This is a genomic window from Parabacteroides sp., assembly GCF_977054455.1.
Window position 1 is genome coordinate 56,708 of record NZ_CDRTCT010000030.1, and the last position, 17,937, is coordinate 74,644.

20 protein-coding genes and 4 tRNA genes are annotated in these 17,937 nt (G+C 42.4%); 17 read left to right on the top strand and 7 right to left on the bottom strand.

Going from position 1 to position 17,937, the window contains the following annotated elements:
* Window positions 1-172: 172 nt before the first annotated feature.
* On the bottom strand, window positions 173-1,165 hold the full coding sequence (gene porQ / locus ACW6QF_RS15045) for a type IX secretion system protein PorQ (protein WP_456088419.1): 993 nt from the start codon (window positions 1,163-1,165) through the stop codon (window positions 173-175).
* Window positions 1,166-1,387: 222 nt separating this feature from the next.
* Here porQ and ACW6QF_RS15050 point away from each other — a divergent pair, with 222 nt between their 5' ends.
* From ACW6QF_RS15050 to ACW6QF_RS15085, 8 genes are all read left to right on the top strand, one after another.
* Window positions 1,388-2,077: an energy transducer TonB gene (locus tag ACW6QF_RS15050; RefSeq protein WP_298549660.1), complete on the top strand. Its 690-nt coding sequence runs from the start codon at window positions 1,388-1,390 to the stop codon at window positions 2,075-2,077.
* A 64-nt stretch (window positions 2,078-2,141) separates the two neighbouring features.
* Window positions 2,142-3,116, top strand: coding sequence for a polyprenyl synthetase family protein (locus ACW6QF_RS15055; protein ID WP_456088420.1), 975 nt, complete (start codon window positions 2,142-2,144; stop codon window positions 3,114-3,116).
* A 1-nt stretch (window position 3,117) separates the two neighbouring features.
* Window positions 3,118-3,906, top strand: coding sequence for a TatD family hydrolase (locus ACW6QF_RS15060; RefSeq protein WP_456088421.1), 789 nt, complete (start codon window positions 3,118-3,120; stop codon window positions 3,904-3,906).
* Window positions 3,907-4,050: 144 nt separating this feature from the next.
* A tRNA-Ser gene (locus ACW6QF_RS15065) sits at window positions 4,051-4,138 on the top strand.
* Between the two features lie 82 nt (window positions 4,139-4,220).
* Window positions 4,221-4,958: a MotA/TolQ/ExbB proton channel family protein gene (locus ACW6QF_RS15070; protein WP_456088422.1), complete on the top strand. Its 738-nt coding sequence runs from the start codon at window positions 4,221-4,223 to the stop codon at window positions 4,956-4,958.
* Window positions 4,959-4,967: 9 nt separating this feature from the next.
* Window positions 4,968-5,441, top strand: coding sequence for a hypothetical protein (locus ACW6QF_RS15075; RefSeq protein ID WP_298549664.1), 474 nt, complete (start codon window positions 4,968-4,970; stop codon window positions 5,439-5,441).
* Between the two features lie 33 nt (window positions 5,442-5,474).
* On the top strand, window positions 5,475-6,062 hold the full coding sequence (locus ACW6QF_RS15080; RefSeq protein WP_298549666.1) for an ExbD/TolR family protein: 588 nt from the start codon (window positions 5,475-5,477) through the stop codon (window positions 6,060-6,062).
* Entirely contained in the window at window positions 6,062-6,529 is a 468-nt protein-coding gene (locus ACW6QF_RS15085) for an ExbD/TolR family protein (protein ID WP_298549668.1), read from the top strand. The genes ACW6QF_RS15080 and ACW6QF_RS15085 overlap by 1 nt, the downstream gene beginning before the upstream one ends.
* Before the next feature lie 71 nt (window positions 6,530-6,600).
* On the opposite strand, the gene ACW6QF_RS15090 is transcribed toward ACW6QF_RS15085, so the two are convergent.
* Window positions 6,601-7,155 carry a GNAT family N-acetyltransferase gene (locus ACW6QF_RS15090; protein ID WP_456088423.1) on the bottom strand — a complete coding sequence of 185 codons (555 nt, stop codon included), beginning with the start codon at window positions 7,153-7,155 and terminating at the stop codon, window positions 6,601-6,603.
* 149 nt (window positions 7,156-7,304) lie between these two features.
* Here ACW6QF_RS15090 and ACW6QF_RS15095 point away from each other — a divergent pair, with 149 nt between their 5' ends.
* Window positions 7,305-7,778, top strand: coding sequence for an Lrp/AsnC family transcriptional regulator (locus ACW6QF_RS15095; RefSeq protein ID WP_008152579.1), 474 nt, complete (start codon window positions 7,305-7,307; stop codon window positions 7,776-7,778).
* A gap of 67 nt (window positions 7,779-7,845) precedes the next feature.
* On the opposite strand, the gene asnS is transcribed toward ACW6QF_RS15095, so the two are convergent.
* The 3 genes from asnS to purB all read right to left on the bottom strand — a co-directional run bounded on the left by asnS (window position 7,846) and on the right by purB (window position 12,230).
* Window positions 7,846-9,252 (bottom strand): asparagine--tRNA ligase, encoded by a 1,407-nt coding sequence (asnS, locus tag ACW6QF_RS15100; RefSeq protein WP_298549674.1) that lies wholly within the window; start codon window positions 9,250-9,252, stop codon window positions 7,846-7,848.
* Window positions 9,253-9,319: 67 nt separating this feature from the next.
* Complete coding sequence (locus tag ACW6QF_RS15105) at window positions 9,320-10,825, bottom strand: pseudouridine synthase (protein ID WP_298549676.1); 1,506 nt, start codon at window positions 10,823-10,825, stop codon at window positions 9,320-9,322.
* A gap of 61 nt (window positions 10,826-10,886) precedes the next feature.
* Window positions 10,887-12,230, bottom strand: a complete 1,344-nt coding sequence (purB, locus tag ACW6QF_RS15110) for an adenylosuccinate lyase (protein WP_456088424.1) — start codon at window positions 12,228-12,230, stop codon at window positions 10,887-10,889.
* 169 nt (window positions 12,231-12,399) lie between these two features.
* Here purB and ACW6QF_RS15115 point away from each other — a divergent pair.
* From ACW6QF_RS15115 to ACW6QF_RS15125, 3 genes are all read left to right on the top strand, one after another.
* Window positions 12,400-12,474, top strand: a tRNA-Val gene (locus ACW6QF_RS15115).
* Window positions 12,475-12,501: 27 nt separating this feature from the next.
* Window positions 12,502-12,576, top strand: a tRNA-Val gene (locus ACW6QF_RS15120).
* 26 nt (window positions 12,577-12,602) lie between these two features.
* Window positions 12,603-12,677, top strand: a tRNA-Val gene (locus ACW6QF_RS15125).
* A 169-nt stretch (window positions 12,678-12,846) separates the two neighbouring features.
* On the opposite strand, the gene ACW6QF_RS15130 is transcribed toward ACW6QF_RS15125, so the two are convergent.
* Together ACW6QF_RS15130 and ACW6QF_RS15135 are read right to left on the bottom strand one after the other, a co-directional pair.
* Complete coding sequence (locus tag ACW6QF_RS15130; RefSeq protein ID WP_298553482.1) at window positions 12,847-13,287, bottom strand: DoxX family protein; 441 nt, start codon at window positions 13,285-13,287, stop codon at window positions 12,847-12,849.
* Window positions 13,288-13,497: 210 nt separating this feature from the next.
* Window positions 13,498-13,863 (bottom strand): helix-turn-helix domain-containing protein, encoded by a 366-nt coding sequence (locus tag ACW6QF_RS15135; protein ID WP_456088425.1) that lies wholly within the window; start codon window positions 13,861-13,863, stop codon window positions 13,498-13,500.
* A 102-nt stretch (window positions 13,864-13,965) separates the two neighbouring features.
* Between ACW6QF_RS15135 and ACW6QF_RS15140 the strand changes: the two genes are divergently transcribed.
* The 5 genes from ACW6QF_RS15140 to ACW6QF_RS15160 all read left to right on the top strand — a co-directional run bounded on the left by ACW6QF_RS15140 (window position 13,966) and on the right by ACW6QF_RS15160 (window position 17,828).
* Window positions 13,966-14,178 (top strand): hypothetical protein, encoded by a 213-nt coding sequence (locus ACW6QF_RS15140; protein WP_456088426.1) that lies wholly within the window; start codon window positions 13,966-13,968, stop codon window positions 14,176-14,178.
* A complete protein-coding gene (locus tag ACW6QF_RS15145) occupies window positions 14,175-14,750 on the top strand; it encodes a response regulator transcription factor (protein ID WP_456088427.1) in 576 nt (191 codons plus the stop codon). The genes ACW6QF_RS15140 and ACW6QF_RS15145 overlap by 4 nt, the downstream gene beginning before the upstream one ends.
* Before the next feature lie 21 nt (window positions 14,751-14,771).
* Entirely contained in the window at window positions 14,772-15,194 is a 423-nt protein-coding gene (locus tag ACW6QF_RS15150; RefSeq protein WP_456088428.1) for a hypothetical protein, read from the top strand.
* A gap of 172 nt (window positions 15,195-15,366) precedes the next feature.
* Window positions 15,367-15,747 (top strand): hypothetical protein, encoded by a 381-nt coding sequence (locus ACW6QF_RS15155; protein WP_456088429.1) that lies wholly within the window; start codon window positions 15,367-15,369, stop codon window positions 15,745-15,747.
* A gap of 251 nt (window positions 15,748-15,998) precedes the next feature.
* The gene (locus ACW6QF_RS15160; RefSeq protein ID WP_456088430.1) at window positions 15,999-17,828 is read left to right on the top strand and encodes a CHC2 zinc finger domain-containing protein; all 1,830 of its coding nucleotides are present in this window, start codon (window positions 15,999-16,001) and stop codon (window positions 17,826-17,828) included.
* Window positions 17,829-17,937: the final 109 nt, after the last annotated feature.

The window sequence follows — 17,937 nt, forward strand, 5'->3', positions numbered from 1 at the left end:
AAATATATGTTTCCCCACCCAATTACCTGTGATAGGGTAGTGACACTGTAGTGATAGAGAAAACAGGCATGTATCACTAACAGAACAAGCTGAATATCAACAGGTAAAGAGGAATAAGTGACACAGTGACAGATGGAATGGGAAAAACGTAAGGTCAAAAAGCCGGATTTATTCAGAAATCGCTGATCGTAGTGGAAATGCTCAGCATCATGGAAAGAGCCGATGGATGATATTTGGCTACGGAAACGCCTACATCGAACATCTTGATCCGCACACCGGCTCCACCCGAGAAACCGGCAAGGGCGTTCCCCCCCTGCAATTTCATGTCCAATGCCGTTTTAGGATTATATCCTATGCCCAACCAAAAGTTGTCGGAAGGGACATAATCGACACCGATCACCAGATGCTTTACAAAGGATTTGAAAAAATTATCCCCCGTATATTCCTTGTCGTAATCGTCCACATAGTCGACCTTCCACTTCGTCAGGTACTGCGCAGTAAGCGACAAGCGGATCGGCGCATGCGCCATCTGTTTGGTGATCCCCATCTGGATATCCCATGGCATTTTCTGGCGTTCGTCCTCGTAGGCCTTCAATTGCGCCCCGATATTCTTGAAAGCAAAGCCGAAAGAAAATCCTTTCTCAGAATCATAATAGCTCAAGCCGGCATCGACAGCCAGGCCGATCGAGGTATAATCGCCGATACCCGAATACAGAAACTTCAACGAAGCCCCGCCCCGCCATCGCTCGGAAAGGTCATACGAGAAGAAACCGTTCACACTGATGTCCTTTGCCGTAAAATCTCCCGTCGGAAGGCCTTCCTCCGACATTCCCCGTATCTTTCCCTGGCTGAAAAACGAAGCTCCCACACCCCAGGCGCCTTTTTCTTTGTATGCCTTGGTAAAGAGGGCACTGCCGACATTGATATCCGATATGTAATTCAGGTAATTCAGATTGACCATCTTATCCATCTCGGCTCCCAGCAAAGCGGGGTTGTGGAAAATCAGGGAAGGATCCCGTTCGATCAATGACATCGTATTGCCTCCCATCGCATTGGCTCTTGCCGAAGACGGATAGCGGAGAAAAGTATATCCGGTATCGCCGGTTTGCCCGGCAACAGCCTGTAACAGGAAGGAAAAGAAGAGTATAAATAGAATATTTTTCATATTTCTCAGGTAAAATGCCTACAAAGATAAATAAATGCAGAGATATACATCCCAATTACAGAAACGGGAAAAAGCCCAAAAAGGTATATGGGAGCTATTATTTTTATTCCCAGTCAAAAAAAAAGTAAAAATAGCGTATATTTAATACGAATTGTTCGGATTTAAAAAATAACTCCGTATATTTGTCGCAGAAGAAAAACACATCTTTAAACACTAAGAGATATGGAAGTTAAGAAATCACCGAAAGCGGACCTGGAAAAAGGTAAGACGATGGGTATCCTGATGGGTATGATCGTCGGACTTGCAGTACTGTTCGTTGGCTTCGAATGGAGCGACCGTGAAATCACAATCGTCCAGAATGAGGGCGTTGCTGATATCATCGCGGAAGAAGAAGTTGAAATCACGAGACCGGAGGACACGCCTCCCCCACCTCCTCCACCCCCAGCACCTGCTGTGGCAGAAGTATTAACCGTTGTAGAAGATGACGTCAAGTTGGATGATGTCGACATCGTTTCTTCGGAAGACGATGCCTCTTCGGCACAGGTTGAAGCTTATACTCCTCCCGCAGTAGTTGAAGAAGAAGAGGAATCCTCACAGCAGATTTTTACTGTTGTAGAAACAATGCCTGAATTCCCCGGCGGACAAGGCGCTTTGTTGCAATACCTGTCGAAATCGATCAAATATCCGGTTATTGCCCAGGAAAACGGTATTCAGGGTCGTGTATCCTGCTCGTTTGTGGTTAACAAAGACGGTTCCATCGTAGACGCAGAAGTTATCCGTGGTGTTGACCCGTCACTGGATAAAGAAGCCCTCCGTGTGATCAACGCCATGCCGAAATGGTCACCGGGTAAACAGAGAGGTAAACCCGTACGTGTTAAATACACAGTGCCTGTTACATTCAGACTGCAATAATAACATGTAAATAGTACGAAAAGGCTGCTTCCATCGCAGCCTTTTTTATTTAAACAAAGATTCTATGTTCGCATTTAATGATATCCTACAGAAGATAGAGCAGGAAATTGCTCAACTTCAATTCACCTGTCCTCCCAAAAGTCTATACGACCCGATCGAATACATACTTTCACTCGGTGGAAAAAGAATCCGTCCGGCACTCGTATTAATGGCATGTAATCTATATCAGGAAAATATAGATGCAGCAATCAAGCCGGCCTTAGGACTGGAAGTATTCCACAACTTCACCCTTCTGCACGACGACCTGATGGACGAAGCCGATAAAAGAAGAAACAAACCGACGGTCCATAAAGTATGGAACGCCAACACGGCCATCCTCTCAGGCGATGCCATGCTGATCGCGGCCTATCAACTGATCGGCGAAACCAAGTCCGAGGCATTAAAAGAGATATTGGACCTGTTCACCCGCACGGCACTTGAGATATGCGGCGGACAGCAGTACGACATGGAGTTCGAATCGAGAACAGACGTAACGGAAGCGGAATATATCGAAATGATCCGGTTGAAAACAGCCGTACTGCTTGCCTGCGCCTTGAAGATGGGAGCCATTATGGGAAATGCGCCGGAAGCCGATGCCGAAGCGCTGTATCAGTTCGGTATCAATATCGGCCTGGCTTTCCAATTGCAGGATGACCTGTTGGATGTTTACGGTGACACCGCCACTTTCGGCAAAAATATCGGAGGGGACATACTCTGCAACAAAAAGACATTCATGCTGATCAATGCATTCCGACTTGCTTCGGACGCCCAAAAAGCAGAGTTGGACAGCTGGATCGGCAAAAAGACATTCGATCCGGCAGAGAAAATAGCCGCCGTAACAGCTATCTATGACCGCCTGCGGTTAAAAGAGTTGTCCGAAGTAAAAATACACGCGTATTATGACCTGGCCATGAACTGCCTTGACTCGTTAAGCGTAGCTCCCGAAAAGCTAAACATACTGAAAGGAGTCAGCGCCCGTTTAATGAATCGCCAATCTTGAAATGAAACTGATCGACACACACAACCACCTGTATTTGGAGGATTTTGATCCGGAGCAGGACCAACTGGTCACCGCGGCAAAAGAGTCGGGCATAGACGCCCTGCTCCTTCCGAATGTCGACACGGCCACCATCGGGAGGATGCATGATTTATGCGACCGCTATCCGGATTTCGCCTACCCGATGATGGGATTGCACCCGACCAGCGTGGACGAAAACTATGCCAATAACTTGAAGGCGACAGAGGCATGGCTCGGAAAACGCGCCTATTGCGGAATCGGGGAAATAGGCATAGACTTGTATTGGGACAAAACATTCCTGAAGGAACAAAAAGAAGTATTCGAGGAACAACTCAGATGGAGCATCGATCTCAATCTGCCGGTTGCCATCCATACCCGCGAGGCATACCCGGAAGTTTTCGACTCTTTATATAAGGTAGGAGCCGACATGCTCACCGGAGTCTTCCACAGTTTTACCGGTAATGAAGCAGAATTGGCTGAAATAAATAAACTAAAAAATTTCAAAATCGGAATAAATGGAGTGATTACATTTAAGAACTCCCGCCTATCGGAAATAATCCGTCAGACAGACATCGATAAAATAGTATTGGAAACAGACGCGCCTTACCTCGCTCCCGTCCCCTATCGGGGAAAAAGGAATGAGCCGGCCTATATCTGGAAAACGGCTGAAAAAGTAGCCCAGACCTATGGACTGACGCTCGAAAAGACCGTTGAAACAACACGGATAAATGCTCTAAAACTATTTAAAATCGAGAATAAACCAATATCATGAGATATTTTCGCGCGTATTCAAAATTTATCCGCCAGATATTGTGCATATATCAAGCAAAAACTATAGATTTGTGCACTGAAACGTTTGGATATGCGATTTTTTTCGTATTTTGCACCCGTTTTAGAAAAGCGGTGGCTTGTTTTTGGAGAGATGCTCGAGTGGTTGAAGAGGCACGCCTGGAAAGCGTGTAAACCCCTAAAGGGTTTCGCGGGTTCGAATCCCGCTCTCTCCGCTTTAAGATACCATGACGATTATTAATAACAAAAAAATAAAAACAAATAAGAGAATTATTAATCTTAAAAATTAAACACACAATGAAAAAGTATTTCGCAAAAACGTTCATGAGTTTATGTGCTCTTGGAATCTCTTCTGTAGCATTCGCGCAAGAAGCTACCGAAACCGCTGTTGAAGGTGGCATGTACCAGGCTTTGAAGACTAAGTTTATCGAAGGTGGTGCCGACTTCATGAGTTTGGTTGCTATCGCATTGATTTTCGGTTTGGCTTTCTGCTTGGAAAGAATTATCTATCTGAACTTGGCTGAAACTAACTCCAGCAAATTGCTGAAAGGTATTGAAGAAGCTTTGGATAAAGGTGATGTAGAAGGCGCAAAAGCTATCGCTCGTGACACAAGAGGTCCTATCGCATCTATCGCTTATCAGGGTTTGATGAGAATCGATCAGGGTATTGACGTTGTTGAAAAATCTATCGTTTCTTATGGTGGTGTTCAGGGTGGTCTTTTGGAAAAGAACATGTCTTGGATCACATTGTTTATCGCAATGGCTCCGTCATTAGGATTCTTGGGAACTGTAGTAGGTATGATCATGGCGTTCGACAAAATCGAACAGGTTGGTGATATCAGCCCGACGGTTGTAGCAGGTGGTATGAAAGTGGCCTTGATCACAACTGTAGGTGGTTTGATCGTTGCACTGATCCTTCAGGTATTCTATAACTATTTGCTGAGCAAACTGGAAGCAATCCTGAACCAGATGGAAGATGCTTCTATCACATTGCTGGACTTAGTTATCAAATACAACCTTAAATTCAGAAAATAATAAACAACTATGGCAGTTACTAAAATTAGAAAAATGTCCAGTTGGACACTGCTGATAGTTTCACTTATCAGCCTTGTCGTACTGGGTCTGTTCTTCGGCGGAGGCGTATCGAATCCAGGCGAAGAAATGAAAGAATATGTAAATACCGGCTTGTTGATCAATTGGACAACAGGATTATTCTTTATCACGATTGCTTGCATGGTATTGTTTGCAATTTGGCAGTTTGTCACTTTATTGACATCAAATCCTAAGGCTGCTGTTACTTCATTGATTGTCGCAGTAGCTTTCATTGCAATGCTGTTCATAACTTATTCTATCGGAGATGCAACTCCGTTAGGAGGAATGAATGCCGATTCTCAAAAATATAACACAGCTGGTTGGCTGAAAATTACAGATATGTGGATTTGGTCTACAACAATCCTGTTAGTGTTAATCGTTGCTTGTGTTGTTTGGGGTTCTGTAAAAAGAATGATCAGTAAATAATAGTAATAACGAATTTGATAAAACAAGAAAGAAATGGGTAAGAAAAGAAAGACACCGGGTATCAATGGATCTTCTTCAGCCGATATTGCTTTCATGTTGCTTATCTTCTTCCTTATTACTACATCCATGGATACAGATAAAGGTTTGGCAAGACGTTTGCCGCCTCCTATACCCAAAGATCAAAAGAAGGATGATGTTGAAGTTAACAAGAGAAACTTGCTGGTTGTATTGATCAACAGCAACAACCAGATTCTCTGCGGCGACCAGTTCGTCGACATCAAGCAATTGAAAGACAAGGTTAAAGAGTTCATTGAAAATCCGTACAATGATGCGAATAAGCCCGAAAAAACAGAAGAGGACGTTCCTTTCTTCGGAAAAGTAATGACCGCCAAAAAACACGTAATTTCTTTGCAGAATGACCGTGGTACTGAATATCAGGCTTACATCAGTGTTCAGAACGAATTGGCTAAAGCATATAATGAACTGCGTGATGATGTTTCCAAAAAGAAATTTGGAAAAGCATTCGCAGATCTGGATGAAGAACAACAAAAGGCTGTGCAGCAGATTTATCCGCAAAAGATTTCTGAGGCAGAACCTAAAAATTATGGAGATAAGAAGTAATGGGAAAGTTTAGTAAAGCGGGCGGACGTGAAATGCCCGAATTGAATACGTCATCATTACCTGACTTGGTGTTCGCTTTCTTGTTCTTCATCATGATGGTAACATCCATGCGTGAAGTAACATTGATGGTGCAATTCCGCGCTCCACAGGCTACTGAACTTCAGAAGCTGGAAAAAAAATCGTTGGTTACATTCATCTATGTTGGAAAGCCCAATCAGGAATTTCAAGGAAAGATGGGTACTGAAGCCCGTTTGCAGTTGAATGATAAGTTCGCTGAAGTATCGGAAATTCAGGACTACATTGCTCAGGAAAAATCCAGTATGAAAGAAGACGACCAGCCGTTTATGACAGTGTCTATCAAGGCCGACAAGGATACCAAGATGGGGCTGATCACAGATGTCAAGCAGGCGCTTCGTGAAGCATACGCATTGAAGATTAGTTATTCTGCCCGTCAGGCAGCTGACTGATCTCAGGATATACAATAAAAAAAGGCGAGGTTAGAAAACTTCGCCTTTTTTTATTGTATTCCAGTTGCCGATTAAAGCCTCTTTACCCCATATACATTCTCGTGCAGACAATTCTTCACCTGCTCAAAGGAATGTTCCAAACCAACATCACCGTATGTCATAAGTCGCATTTCCAACCACTCTCCACCATTCCGGTAAGGAGGCTGGCAATAGACGTGATCATCCAATTTAAAGCCCAGCCGCTCATAGAAGCCTATTCTTCGCTTACTCATTTCATCAGCAGGCATTTCTACTTCTAAAACAACCGGAGTCCCACAGAAAGCTAAAAACTGCTTCATAGCCTCAGCGCCTATCCCACCATTACGGGCAGCCGGATCAATCGCAAAATGTTCAGCATAAGTATAACCATCAAAAAGCCATCCGGTAATGAAACCGACATACTGAGCACCTCTTGACAAAGCATATACAATAAACCTCGGCTCATCCTGAATCAAACGACGGACAAGTGCAAAATCACGACGTTCCACTTCCGGAAAAGATTCCGTATATGTTTTCTCTATCAAATCTAATACCGGATCTGAAAAATCTTTTACAGACCTACATTCTACTACTGATTGTAAACTCATAAAACTATAAAATTGAAGATTATTATTACCAAAGGAACTTACAAACTAAAATATTCCACTAAAAAATAGAGATTAATCATTAGAGATTATTTATATTTGTATTAAGATTGTAAGAACTGATTATATAGATATACAAATATACATACATTATGGCACACCATCAACTGGATGAACTGGACGAGAAGATATTAAAACTAATCATAGGCAATGCCCGTATGCCTTTCCTCGAAGTTGCACGGGAGTGTAATGTATCGGGTGCAGCAATACACCAGCGCATACAAAAACTCACCAACCTGGGCGTAATCAAAGGATCCGAATTTATCGTCGACAATACAAAAGTAGGCTATGAAACTTGTGCATACATGGGCTTGTTCCTCAAATCTCCCGGGCAATTTCCATCGGTTACGGAAGCTCTGAAGGAAATCCCGGAAGTGGTTGAATGTCATTACACGACAGGACAATATGACTTATTCATAAAGATATATGCGAAAAATAATCAGCATTTGTTAAGCATTATCCATAATAAACTTCAACCGTTAGGCCTTGCCCGAACCGAATCGCTGATCTCTTTCAAAGAAGCGTTCAAACGGCAAATACCAATCGACTTGGAAGATGAAGATTAAATAAAAAACTCCGCATAGTCCTCTGATGTTCTATGCGGAGTTTTTTATTTTTCAATTTCATGCGAAATTAGAAATCTGCATTCTTCGGTGTACGCGGGAAAGGAATCACGTCGCGAATGTTTGTCATACCTGTCACAAACAACAGCAAACGTTCGAATCCCAAGCCAAAACCGGAATGAGGAACTGTACCGAAGCGGCGAGTATCCAGATACCACCACATATCCTTCATCGGAATCCCCATTTCATTGATGCGGTTCAGCAGTTTGTCATAGTCGGCTTCACGTTCGGAACCACCAATAATCTCACCGATTTTCGGGAACAATACATCCATCGCACGAACCGTCTTGCCATCCTCATTCTGCTTCATATAGAAAGCTTTGATCTCTTTCGGATAGTCAGTCAGGATTACCGGACGTTTGAAATGATCCTCAACCAGGAAACGTTCATGCTCTGAAGCCAGGTCGACACCCCAATATACCGGGAACTCAAACGTATGGCCTTTGGCAACGGCCTCTTCCAGAATCTTGATTCCTTCCGTATAAGGCAAACGGACAAAATCGTCTTTCAGCACTCCCTGCAGACGTTCGATCAAACCTTTATCGAACATATCATTCAAGAATTTGATATCGTCCATACAGTTGTCCAAAGCCCATTGTACGCAATACTTGATGAACTCTTCTGCCAACTGCATATTGTCCAAGATATCGTTAAAAGCCACTTCCGGTTCGATCATCCAAAACTCGGCCAAGTGGCGCGGCGTATTGGAGTTTTCTGCACGGAAAGTCGGACCGAATGTATAAATCTGTCCCAAAGCCGTAGCGGCCAATTCACCTTCCAACTGTCCGGAAACAGTCAAGCTCGCTTGTTTGCCGAAGAAATCGTTATCATAAATGATCGATCCGTTTTCATCCTTCTTCAGATCGTACAGGTTCATGGTCGTCACCTGGAACATCTGGCCTGCACCTTCACAGTCGGAAGCAGTGATCAGCGGTGTATGGAAATAGAAGAACCCTCTGTCATGGAAAAATTTATGAATGGCATAAGCCATGTTATGACGAATGCGGAACACTGCACCGAATGTATTCGTACGTGGACGGAGATGAGCGATCTCACGCAGGAACTCCATCGAATGACCTTTCTTCTGCAAAGGATAAGTATTCGGATCGGCAGAACCGTAAATTTCTATTTCAGTAGCCTGGATCTCCACATTCTGGCCTTTCCCCTGCGACTGCACCAACGTACCGTTTACACTGATGCTCGCACCTGTTGTTATCGGCTTCAGAAATTCTTCGCCCAGCTTATCCACGTCTACAACGATCTGAACATTATTTATTGTAGAACCGTCATTGAGGGCTATGAAACTAACCTGTTTACTACCACGGCGGGTACGCACCCACCCTTTTACGTTAACGGTCGTGCCGAAAGCATCGCTTTTCAGTACGTCTACAATCTTTGTTCTTTTAATTGCTTCCATGTTTATATTTTTATTCTTAGGTAATCAAAACAAGTTAGCCGGCTTTTCCAACCGGCTAAACTCTATATTATTCAAAAGCACCCATGCGGAGCGCGTTCACTTCACGTTCGTTCAGATAACGCCACTTTCCACGTCCCAGGTTCTTTTTTGTAAGACCGGCAAAATATACACGATCCAGTTTAACCACGTGATAGCCCAGTGATTCGAAAATACGACGGACGATACGGTTACGTCCTGAGTGAATTTCGATACCGACCTGGCTCTTGTCATCCTCGCTTGCATAACTGATAGCATCAGCATGGATTTCTCCGTCTTCAAGCTCCAATCCGTTGGCGATCTTTTCCATATCTTCAATAGATACGTTCTTATCCAACCATACATGGTAGATCTTCTTCTTCTTGAAAGAAGGATGCGTCAGCTTGGAAGCCAGATCACCATCGTTAGTCAGCAGCAGTACACCCGTCGTGTTACGGTCCAGACGACCCACCGGATAAATGCGCTCCTGGCAAGCGTTCTTTACCAGATCCATGACGGTCAGACGTTCCTGAGGATCATCGGATGTTGTCACACAGTTCTTCGGCTTATTCAAAACGATATACACTTTACTTTCGATCTGAACCGGCTGGTCTTTAAACAACACCTTGTCCTGACGGGTAATCTTCGTTCCCAATTCTGTTACCACCTGATCATTTACCTGTACAACACCGGCTTGGATAAATTCATCAGCCTCGCGACGCGAACAAACACCTGCATTGGACAAGAATTTATTCAAACGGATCGGTTCGTTCGGATCGGCCAACACTTCCTTATACTTCAACTGCTTCTGGAAGTTATACTTGGCATTCGGATTGTAATCACCGGGACGGCGATTATTGTTCGGACGTCTGTTGTTATTGTAGCCGCCACGTCCACCGCCACTGTTTCCATAACGGTTGTTGTTATTGCCGTATGAAGGTCTGCCACCACGATTATCGCGGTTGTCGTACGGCGAACTTACACGGGTGTCACCTACACGCGGTCTTCTTTTCTTTACACCATCACCCAAAGCACCATCACCGGACGGAGTGGCAGAATAAGCCTTTCCTCTGTCTTCATAGTTCGGGCGAGACGGACGATTGTAAGGACGATCGTTCCCATAAGAACGGTCATTGCCGTAAGAAGGACGATCGCTGCTGCCGTAGGAAGAACGATCATTGTTGCCATAAGAACGATTGTTGCCATAAGAGGGTCTGCTGTTATAGCCGCCTTCACGATTAGAGTTACCATAGCTACGGTTTCCACCATTATCGCGGTTATACGGTTTATTATAACCGCCATCACGGTTATCATACGTACGCGGGCGACTCGGTCTGTCTCCATAAGAAGAGCGGTTGTCCCCATAAGAATTATAACCTCCGCGGTCATCCCGGTTAGGACGGTTATATGGTCTCCGTTCATAGTTGTTTCCTTCAGGTCTGTTATAACCTTGATTGTAAGGTCTTCTTTCAGAATCCTGGTCTGTGTTTTCCCGTCTGATACTTGGTATCACCTTTCTTGGACGCGGTTGAGATTCATCTCTTTCTTCTGTGCTCATTTGATGTAAATTAAATGATAATTAACTACTTGGTAACCTCACGGCTACCCATTGTTTCTCACTAAATACCTGTATAATTATGCGGCGTTATCGCCTTTAATTCAGCTTTAACAGCATCACTAACCTGCAACGTATCAATAAAATGACTGATCGAATCGGCTGTAATGCCTTCATTCGTACGGGTCAAGGCTTTCAATGCTTCATAAGGTTTCGGATATCCTTCACGTCGAAGAACAGTCTGAATTCCTTCGGCCACTACAGCCCAGCAGTTATCCAAATCCCGGTACAATGCTTTTTCGTTTAATAACAACTTACCCAGTCCTTTTGTTAAACTTTTGAATGCGATTTCGATATGAGCCATCGGTACACCGACATTACGAAGGACAGTAGAGTCTGTTAAGTCACGCTGCAAACGTGAAATCGGCAACTTGCCAGCCAAGTGTGTCAGGATAGCATTTGCCATACCCAGATTACCTTCCGCATTTTCGAAGTCGATCGGATTCACCTTGTGCGGCATGGCAGACGAACCGACCTCGCCGGCTTTGATCTTCTGTTTGAAATACTCCATGGAAACATACTGCCAGAAATCACGGCACAAATCGATCAGGATCGTATCGATACGTTTCATTCCGTCAAAAATAGCGGCCATGTTATCATAGTTGGAAATCTGTGTCGTCCATTCCTCACGGCTCAGTCCCAACACTTCATTCACAAACTTGTTTCCAAAAACTTTCCAGTCATAATCAGGATAAGCCACATGGTGCGCGTTGAAATTACCGGTTGCTCCACCAAACTTGGCGGAAACAGGAGTCGCTTTCAACAATTTCACCTGTTGCTCCAAACGATAAACAAATACCATCACTTCTTTTCCCAAACGGGTAGGAGAAGCCGGCTGTCCATGTGTTTTGGCTAACATGGGGATATCCACCCAGTCTTCGGCATACTTTTTCAACATGTCGATCACTTCCTGCAAACCGGGGAAATACACTTCATTCAAAGCTTCCTTGATAGACAATGGAACAGATGTATTGTTAATATCCTGAGAAGTCAATCCGAAATGGATAAATTCCTTGTATTCCTGTAAAGATAACAAATCGAATTTTTCTTTTATAAAATATTCAACAGCCTTTACATCATGATTCGTCACACTTTCGATCTCTTTAATACGGGTAGCGTCTTCAACCGAAAACTCACGGTAAATTTTCCGCAAAGCCTCTTTATTCTCCACAGTCGCCAACGCACGTAGCTGCGGTAAGAATTCAGACAGAGTAATAAAATACTCGATCTCAACCTGCACTCTGTATTTAATGAGCGCATACTCTGAAAAGTAAGCCGCCAAGTTCTCGGCTTTATTTCTGTATCGCCCGTCTACAGGCGAAATTGCTGTCAGTGTCGAAAATATCATATACATTATTAATATGGAACTGCAAAGTTACTATAAATCTTAATACATATAGGCAGAGATGAAGTTTTTTTATACTTTTTCTCAAAAATATTTGGAGGTAATAAAAAAAGCCGTATCTTTGCAGCGCTTTAGAGAGATAGAGCGTATCAAACTTAATGAATAAATGAAAGGGCGTTTAGCTCAGCTGGTTCAGAGCATCTGCCTTACAAGCAGAGGGTCGGCGGTTCGAATCCGTCAACGCCCACCTTTCATAACGAATTGATTTCACTTTGGGCGTTTAGCTCAGCTGGTTCAGAGCATCTGCCTTACAAGCAGAGGGTCGGCGGTTCGAATCCGTCAACGCCCACTCATTACCAAAATGATTTCACATTCGGGCGTTTAGCTCAGCTGGTTCAGAGCATCTGCCTTACAAGCAGAGGGTCGGCGGTTCGAATCCGTCAACGCCCACCTCTTTAAAAGCAATCATGATTAGCATGGTTGCTTTTTTCATTTTCCCAACCAACACAAAAAACACCTTATTTTCCCACTATTTATTAAGAGAAGGCTAACACAACAAAAAAGGCAGGAATAACAATTCCCGCCTTTTTTGTTTCCTTTCGTATGCAAGTATATAACCTCATCGTTTCTTTTTAGATAATTCAGAGGATATGATATGATCGATAGAATATTTACCAGGCCCTGTTATATACATCAGCACAAACACCACCAGATAAATAAAGGCCAATTCCTTCACGGCAAACGGATCATTCCCGTGTATCACAAAAAAGGCCATTCCCATTGTAAAGATCATCGGGATCATAGCCAAACGATAAAACGCCCCGAATATAAAACCTACGGAACAAAATACTTCCCCGAAAATAGCCAGCCCCAACGACAACGTACTTCCTACGCCCAACGGATCCGGGAAAGATCCCGACATGGCACTAAAATTCGTCCATTTCTGGATGCCATGCGAAAGCAGCAATACCCCGAAAAGGATACGCAACGCTAACAAAAAAAGGGAAAACGCATTTCCTTCCGGCCTGGAAGGAAAAAGAAATTTATAAACCACTGACATAATCTTTGTTCTTTCTTAAATTAGTTATTCATTTATAAAACATAAATAAAAAAGAAAAGTTTACACGCAGGCCCATAAAAAAAGGACTTCCAACACTTGGAAGTCCTTTTGTGACCAGGGTGGTACTTTCACCCTGTTTGTAAATCTGCTTATTACCTCAAAATTTCCCTTAATTTTCCCCTACATTATATATAATGTAAAATTTAGACTTTACTTTTTATCCATAAGGACTTGTATCAATCTTTCTTTTTCATCTATAATTTTTTCTTTCTCTGTAATTATTTCCCGAAGATGCTCTATTTCTCTTTGCTCAGGAGTCAACATCACCTGATCTCCCTGCCCATTGTGAACCTGATTATGTTCACCAGAAACAACAATACCTATTTGCTCTCCAAAAAAATAACCTACAGGAACATTTAAGACTTGTGCAATTTTTTCTAAAATATCAGTTCTCGTTGAATTACGAGTCTGAATCTGTCTTAAAGTTTGATCTGTTATCCCAACTTGTTCACAAAATTGGATTTTGCCAATTTTTTTCTTTTCGAGTAAATCGCTTATTAAGTGCAAATTAGCCATATATCAATATTTTTTATTGCATTTATCAGTGTTTTTATTTGGATTTAATCCAATTTTTTAATTGCTTTGCAGTATAAATATAGCACTAAAATTTGTATTGAAATGGGATATTCAGAAAAAACAGATCAAATAGTATTTAAGTACTATTACGAAGGTTTGCCGGAAGATGAAAAAACGAGCATCCGCGACGGCTTTCTTTCTGCAAGCGGAATCGCTTATACTTCCTTTTATTACAAACTCAGAAAAGGCAAATTCTCCCTATTAGAACAAAACAAGCTGGAAGAGTTATGTAACCAAAAATTTTCATGGCAATGAAAGGGCAGATAAGTATTCGTTACTATAACGTCGAGTTCTACAATGTACCGAACGGCGACGTTATGTATCATATCGAAAACCAACCGTTACGCAAACTGAAAGAAAGCGATCGAGACCTAATAGGTTGGATGATGGAAGCTATTTCCGAACGATACCCCAAAGCATTTGACCGGCTATGTGAACTCTATACGGTTCGAAGTAGAAACCGGCTGTTCTATGAATTTTCAATTGTAAAAAGGTTTGCACGCTGCAACTTCGGAGAACTCGACGAATACTGTTTCGACATTGATCGGCGTGGTAACTTCTGTTTCGAAGAAGTCAGGTGCCCGCTGCGGGGGGAATGCCTGGACGAAGGTATCATATGCAAACCTGAACCCAATACAAATTTAACACAAAGGGAAATGGATATATTCCGGCTAATCGTCGATGGTTTCGATGGGTACGAAATAGCACAAGAATTAAGCCTATCCCTTCCTACGGTGAATAACCATCGGGAAAATATCAAACGAAAAATAGGTGTCCGGACTGTGGCCCAAATGGTCGCATTTTGGAACAACAACAAATTCAAATAATTAATTTAAAACACTGGTATTATGATTACAAATCTTCCCCTATCAAAGTCAGACGAAGCAATTCTAAAAATTATTGTTGAAGAATTGTCAGAACTAAACACAGAGATCACAAATCAGAGCATTAGAAAACATCCTCTATTTGCTAAAATAGACCAAAAGGCACTATTCAAAAAAGATGATTGCTCTATAGAACATATAGGTTTAGGGTTTAAACAGCAAGAACCAGGCAAATTTAGCGTCGAATTTTCCGGCCTAAATTTAAACCTTGACAACACTCTCCATCGTAAGTTTTTGGAAGAGGTTATCAGCAAAGCAGCTTCAACACTTGCCCTTTTCTGCAAAGTCACAGAAAAGTTAGACTCTAATAATTGGCGTAAATCCCATACAGTTAAAGGTATAGAGGATTTTTTGAATGAATTTCGTCAGGGATGGAAAAAGAACTAATTCCCCCGGACGTTCTCCGGCAGGTATTCGATGATATCTGCCGGGAATGCCGGCTGAATGCTAATGCACAACATCCCTGCCTCTATAGGGGTGTTTGTGCGATGCCGAGCATTTTCAACGTAGTTTTATTAAAGCACATCAAAAATTCAAGTTACCTATTAAATAAGTAGTTATGTCAAGTTACGCTATAAATCTCAATTTATTAAAGCTCAAAAACACCGCTGTCATTGATATCAAAAGCAATAAAACCGGTGAAATAAAAAAATGTCTTATCATCCCCGTCGTGGATAATGATCTGTACCAATCGGAAAGAGGTGTATACATAGGTTTGAACGCTTATGAAGCTAATAATCTAAAGGATGAAAAAACGCACCTGGTGAAACAGAACCATTCAAAAGAGGTCCGGGAAAAAATGAGCGAAGACGATCGGGCAAACCTTCCCATCTTAGGGGATGCCAAACCTATCGTTTTTCGTAGTGAACCGGCCAACATAAATACCGAAGAATACAACCAGGCAAAAGACGCGTTAGCCGCCGACGATCTTCCTTTTTGATGAAAGAGATAGTATTAATCCGGGAAACCACCACGACAACAAGGGTGGTTTTCCTTAATAAGAACAAATCAAATGTATGTAGAAAAAGACCAACACGGCCAAATAATCATACAAAATATATCCCCCAGTGAAGCCGAAATCCTGGACGACTGTTTTTGTTCCTACCTAGCAGGTAAGACCGAAGGAAAAAGATCGGAAACAGAAAAGACAATTGTAAAACTAAAACGAGAACTCGAAAAACTATACTGATTATGTCGTATGTTCCTGATGATGATGCAAAAAATATCCTGGATAGAACAGAAAACAGGCTGGTTGAAGTAATCGGCGAATTTGTCACACTACACCGATCAGGGTCGGTTTCCTCTGTTGGGACCTGCCCTTTATGTGGTGCAAATAAGTTAGAGATCAACCCGACGAAACACATTTTCAAATGTTTCGCCTGTAATGAGCTATCCGGAAAAAGACCTATTGACTTTTTGATGAAGGGGGAACACATGAGTTATCCTGATGCCCTGCAATACCTGGCTAAACATATAGGATATATTTTACCAGAAGAAGCACCCAAAAAGCAAAAGCAAACAACTAAAAAAGTCACCTCACAAAAAGGCGATTGTTTCTGTAATCGCATGTTGGCCGCATCCGGACTAACTCCCAAAGATGTGATGGCAAGTGTTTTCCGGAAGGATAAGGAAAAGACCTGTTTAAAATGGCAAACGTTCCGCAAAGGGACTATTGATAGTCGGGGGGAAATCGACCCTGCCGGCGATGATGCCATTATTGAATATTATGACTTAGAAGGTTATCCAATATCCTATTTTGTTTTGGACAATAAGAAACAGCCTACGGATAAACGGCGAAACTATTACCGCGTTCGTTGGCAGTTCCCGGAAGAACATTTGGATAAAGCTGGGAAAGCCGGAAAGTATAAAACTCCCTATGGTGGTGGTACACATATTTATATCCCGGAACGATTACGCGAAGCCTATAAAGAAGGCCGATCGATCGACATGCTTTTTATCCAGGAAGGAGAAAAGAAAGCAGAAAAAGCCTGCAAACATGGGTTGATGTCCGTGGCCATATCCGGAATACAAAACTTAGGCCAACAGGGACGGTTACCCGAAGACTTAATCCGGATTATACAAGGATGTCATGTTAAAGAAGTTTGTTTCCTGCTCGATGCAGACTGGAATGATATTTCCAGCAATATAAAGATCAACGATCAAGTAGAAAAACGCCCGCGTAATTTCTTTTATGCGGTCCGAAATTTTAAGGAATACTGCCGTTCTCTTAAAAGTCGGAATTTATTCATTGAACTATATTTCGGGCATGTAAATAAGAACGAAGCTGACGACAAAGGTATTGACGATCTCTTAGCGAATACCCTGAAAGGGAAAGAAGATACTATCCTGAACGATCTAAACACACTACTATATAATAAGAACCTGACAGGAAAGTATTTAACTTTATACAAAATCACATCTGTTACAGATCATAAGCTGGAAGAATATTGGCACCTAAACCATCCAGCTAAGTTTGCCGAAGCTCACAAAGAGATACTTAAAAATCTTCCGGAATTTCGTATCGGCAAACATGCCTGGAAGTTTAACGAGTTTGGCGAATTTGTTTCCGCCCAGCCTTTGGAGCCGGACGAACAGTATTGGGAAGAAATCGAAAAAGAGAATAGAAGCGGAGAGAGATACACCGTCTATTCTTTCAACTATGCCCGCTGTTTCCGCTTTCTCCAAAACCGGGGATTTGGTCGATATCGTAAGATCGACGGGACAACGGCTTTGATACACCTGGACCCGCCAATAGTCAAGATGATAGAAGCAACAGACGTTAGGGACTTCGTTACAGACTTTACCAAGTCGATTGCAAGCGAAGCCGTACTAAATATGCTGTACAAAGGTGGCCCGCAATATCTCGGACCGGACAAACTTTCTAATATCGATTTTCTTCAACCGAATTTCGACACCCCCACCCGATCACGGCAGATGTTTTTCTTTGAAAACAACTGTTGGGAAGTAACTAAAGAAGGTATTCAGGAACTTGATTATACAAAGGTTGTAGATAATAACTGAAAAGTACTCCACTTAGTAATTGAAAAGTATACCACTAAGTGCGTCTGATTAGACGGTTCAAATATAGTTATTTTTCATTGGATTTCAACATTTTTTGTGTTTCTTTCAC

Excerpts from the sequence above, each read along its gene's own strand:
- ACW6QF_RS15090 (WP_456088423.1), bottom strand. The coding sequence starts at position 7,155 with ATGAGTTTACAATCAGTAGTAGAATGTAGGTCTGTAAAAGATTTTTCA.
- ACW6QF_RS15070 (WP_456088422.1), top strand. The coding sequence starts at position 4,221 with ATGAAAAAGTATTTCGCAAAAACGTTCATGAGTTTATGTGCTCTTGGA.
- ACW6QF_RS15085 (WP_298549668.1), top strand. The coding sequence starts at position 6,062 with ATGGGAAAGTTTAGTAAAGCGGGCGGACGTGAAATGCCCGAATTGAAT.
- porQ (WP_456088419.1), bottom strand. The coding sequence starts at position 1,165 with ATGAAAAATATTCTATTTATACTCTTCTTTTCCTTCCTGTTACAGGCT.
- ACW6QF_RS15050 (WP_298549660.1), top strand. The coding sequence starts at position 1,388 with ATGGAAGTTAAGAAATCACCGAAAGCGGACCTGGAAAAAGGTAAGACG.
- asnS (WP_298549674.1), bottom strand. The coding sequence starts at position 9,252 with ATGGAAGCAATTAAAAGAACAAAGATTGTAGACGTACTGAAAAGCGAT.
- ACW6QF_RS15055 (WP_456088420.1), top strand. The coding sequence starts at position 2,142 with ATGTTCGCATTTAATGATATCCTACAGAAGATAGAGCAGGAAATTGCT.
- ACW6QF_RS15095 (WP_008152579.1), top strand. The coding sequence starts at position 7,305 with ATGGCACACCATCAACTGGATGAACTGGACGAGAAGATATTAAAACTA.
- ACW6QF_RS15160 (WP_456088430.1), top strand. The coding sequence starts at position 15,999 with ATGTCGTATGTTCCTGATGATGATGCAAAAAATATCCTGGATAGAACA.
- ACW6QF_RS15075 (WP_298549664.1), top strand. The coding sequence starts at position 4,968 with ATGGCAGTTACTAAAATTAGAAAAATGTCCAGTTGGACACTGCTGATA.
- ACW6QF_RS15150 (WP_456088428.1), top strand. The coding sequence starts at position 14,772 with ATGATTACAAATCTTCCCCTATCAAAGTCAGACGAAGCAATTCTAAAA.
- purB (WP_456088424.1), bottom strand. The coding sequence starts at position 12,230 with ATGATATTTTCGACACTGACAGCAATTTCGCCTGTAGACGGGCGATAC.
- ACW6QF_RS15145 (WP_456088427.1), top strand. The coding sequence starts at position 14,175 with ATGAAAGGGCAGATAAGTATTCGTTACTATAACGTCGAGTTCTACAAT.
- ACW6QF_RS15105 (WP_298549676.1), bottom strand. The coding sequence starts at position 10,825 with ATGAGCACAGAAGAAAGAGATGAATCTCAACCGCGTCCAAGAAAGGTG.
- ACW6QF_RS15155 (WP_456088429.1), top strand. The coding sequence starts at position 15,367 with ATGTCAAGTTACGCTATAAATCTCAATTTATTAAAGCTCAAAAACACC.
- ACW6QF_RS15060 (WP_456088421.1), top strand. The coding sequence starts at position 3,118 with ATGAAACTGATCGACACACACAACCACCTGTATTTGGAGGATTTTGAT.
- ACW6QF_RS15130 (WP_298553482.1), bottom strand. The coding sequence starts at position 13,287 with ATGTCAGTGGTTTATAAATTTCTTTTTCCTTCCAGGCCGGAAGGAAAT.
- ACW6QF_RS15135 (WP_456088425.1), bottom strand. The coding sequence starts at position 13,863 with ATGGCTAATTTGCACTTAATAAGCGATTTACTCGAAAAGAAAAAAATT.
- ACW6QF_RS15080 (WP_298549666.1), top strand. The coding sequence starts at position 5,475 with ATGGGTAAGAAAAGAAAGACACCGGGTATCAATGGATCTTCTTCAGCC.
- ACW6QF_RS15140 (WP_456088426.1), top strand. The coding sequence starts at position 13,966 with ATGGGATATTCAGAAAAAACAGATCAAATAGTATTTAAGTACTATTAC.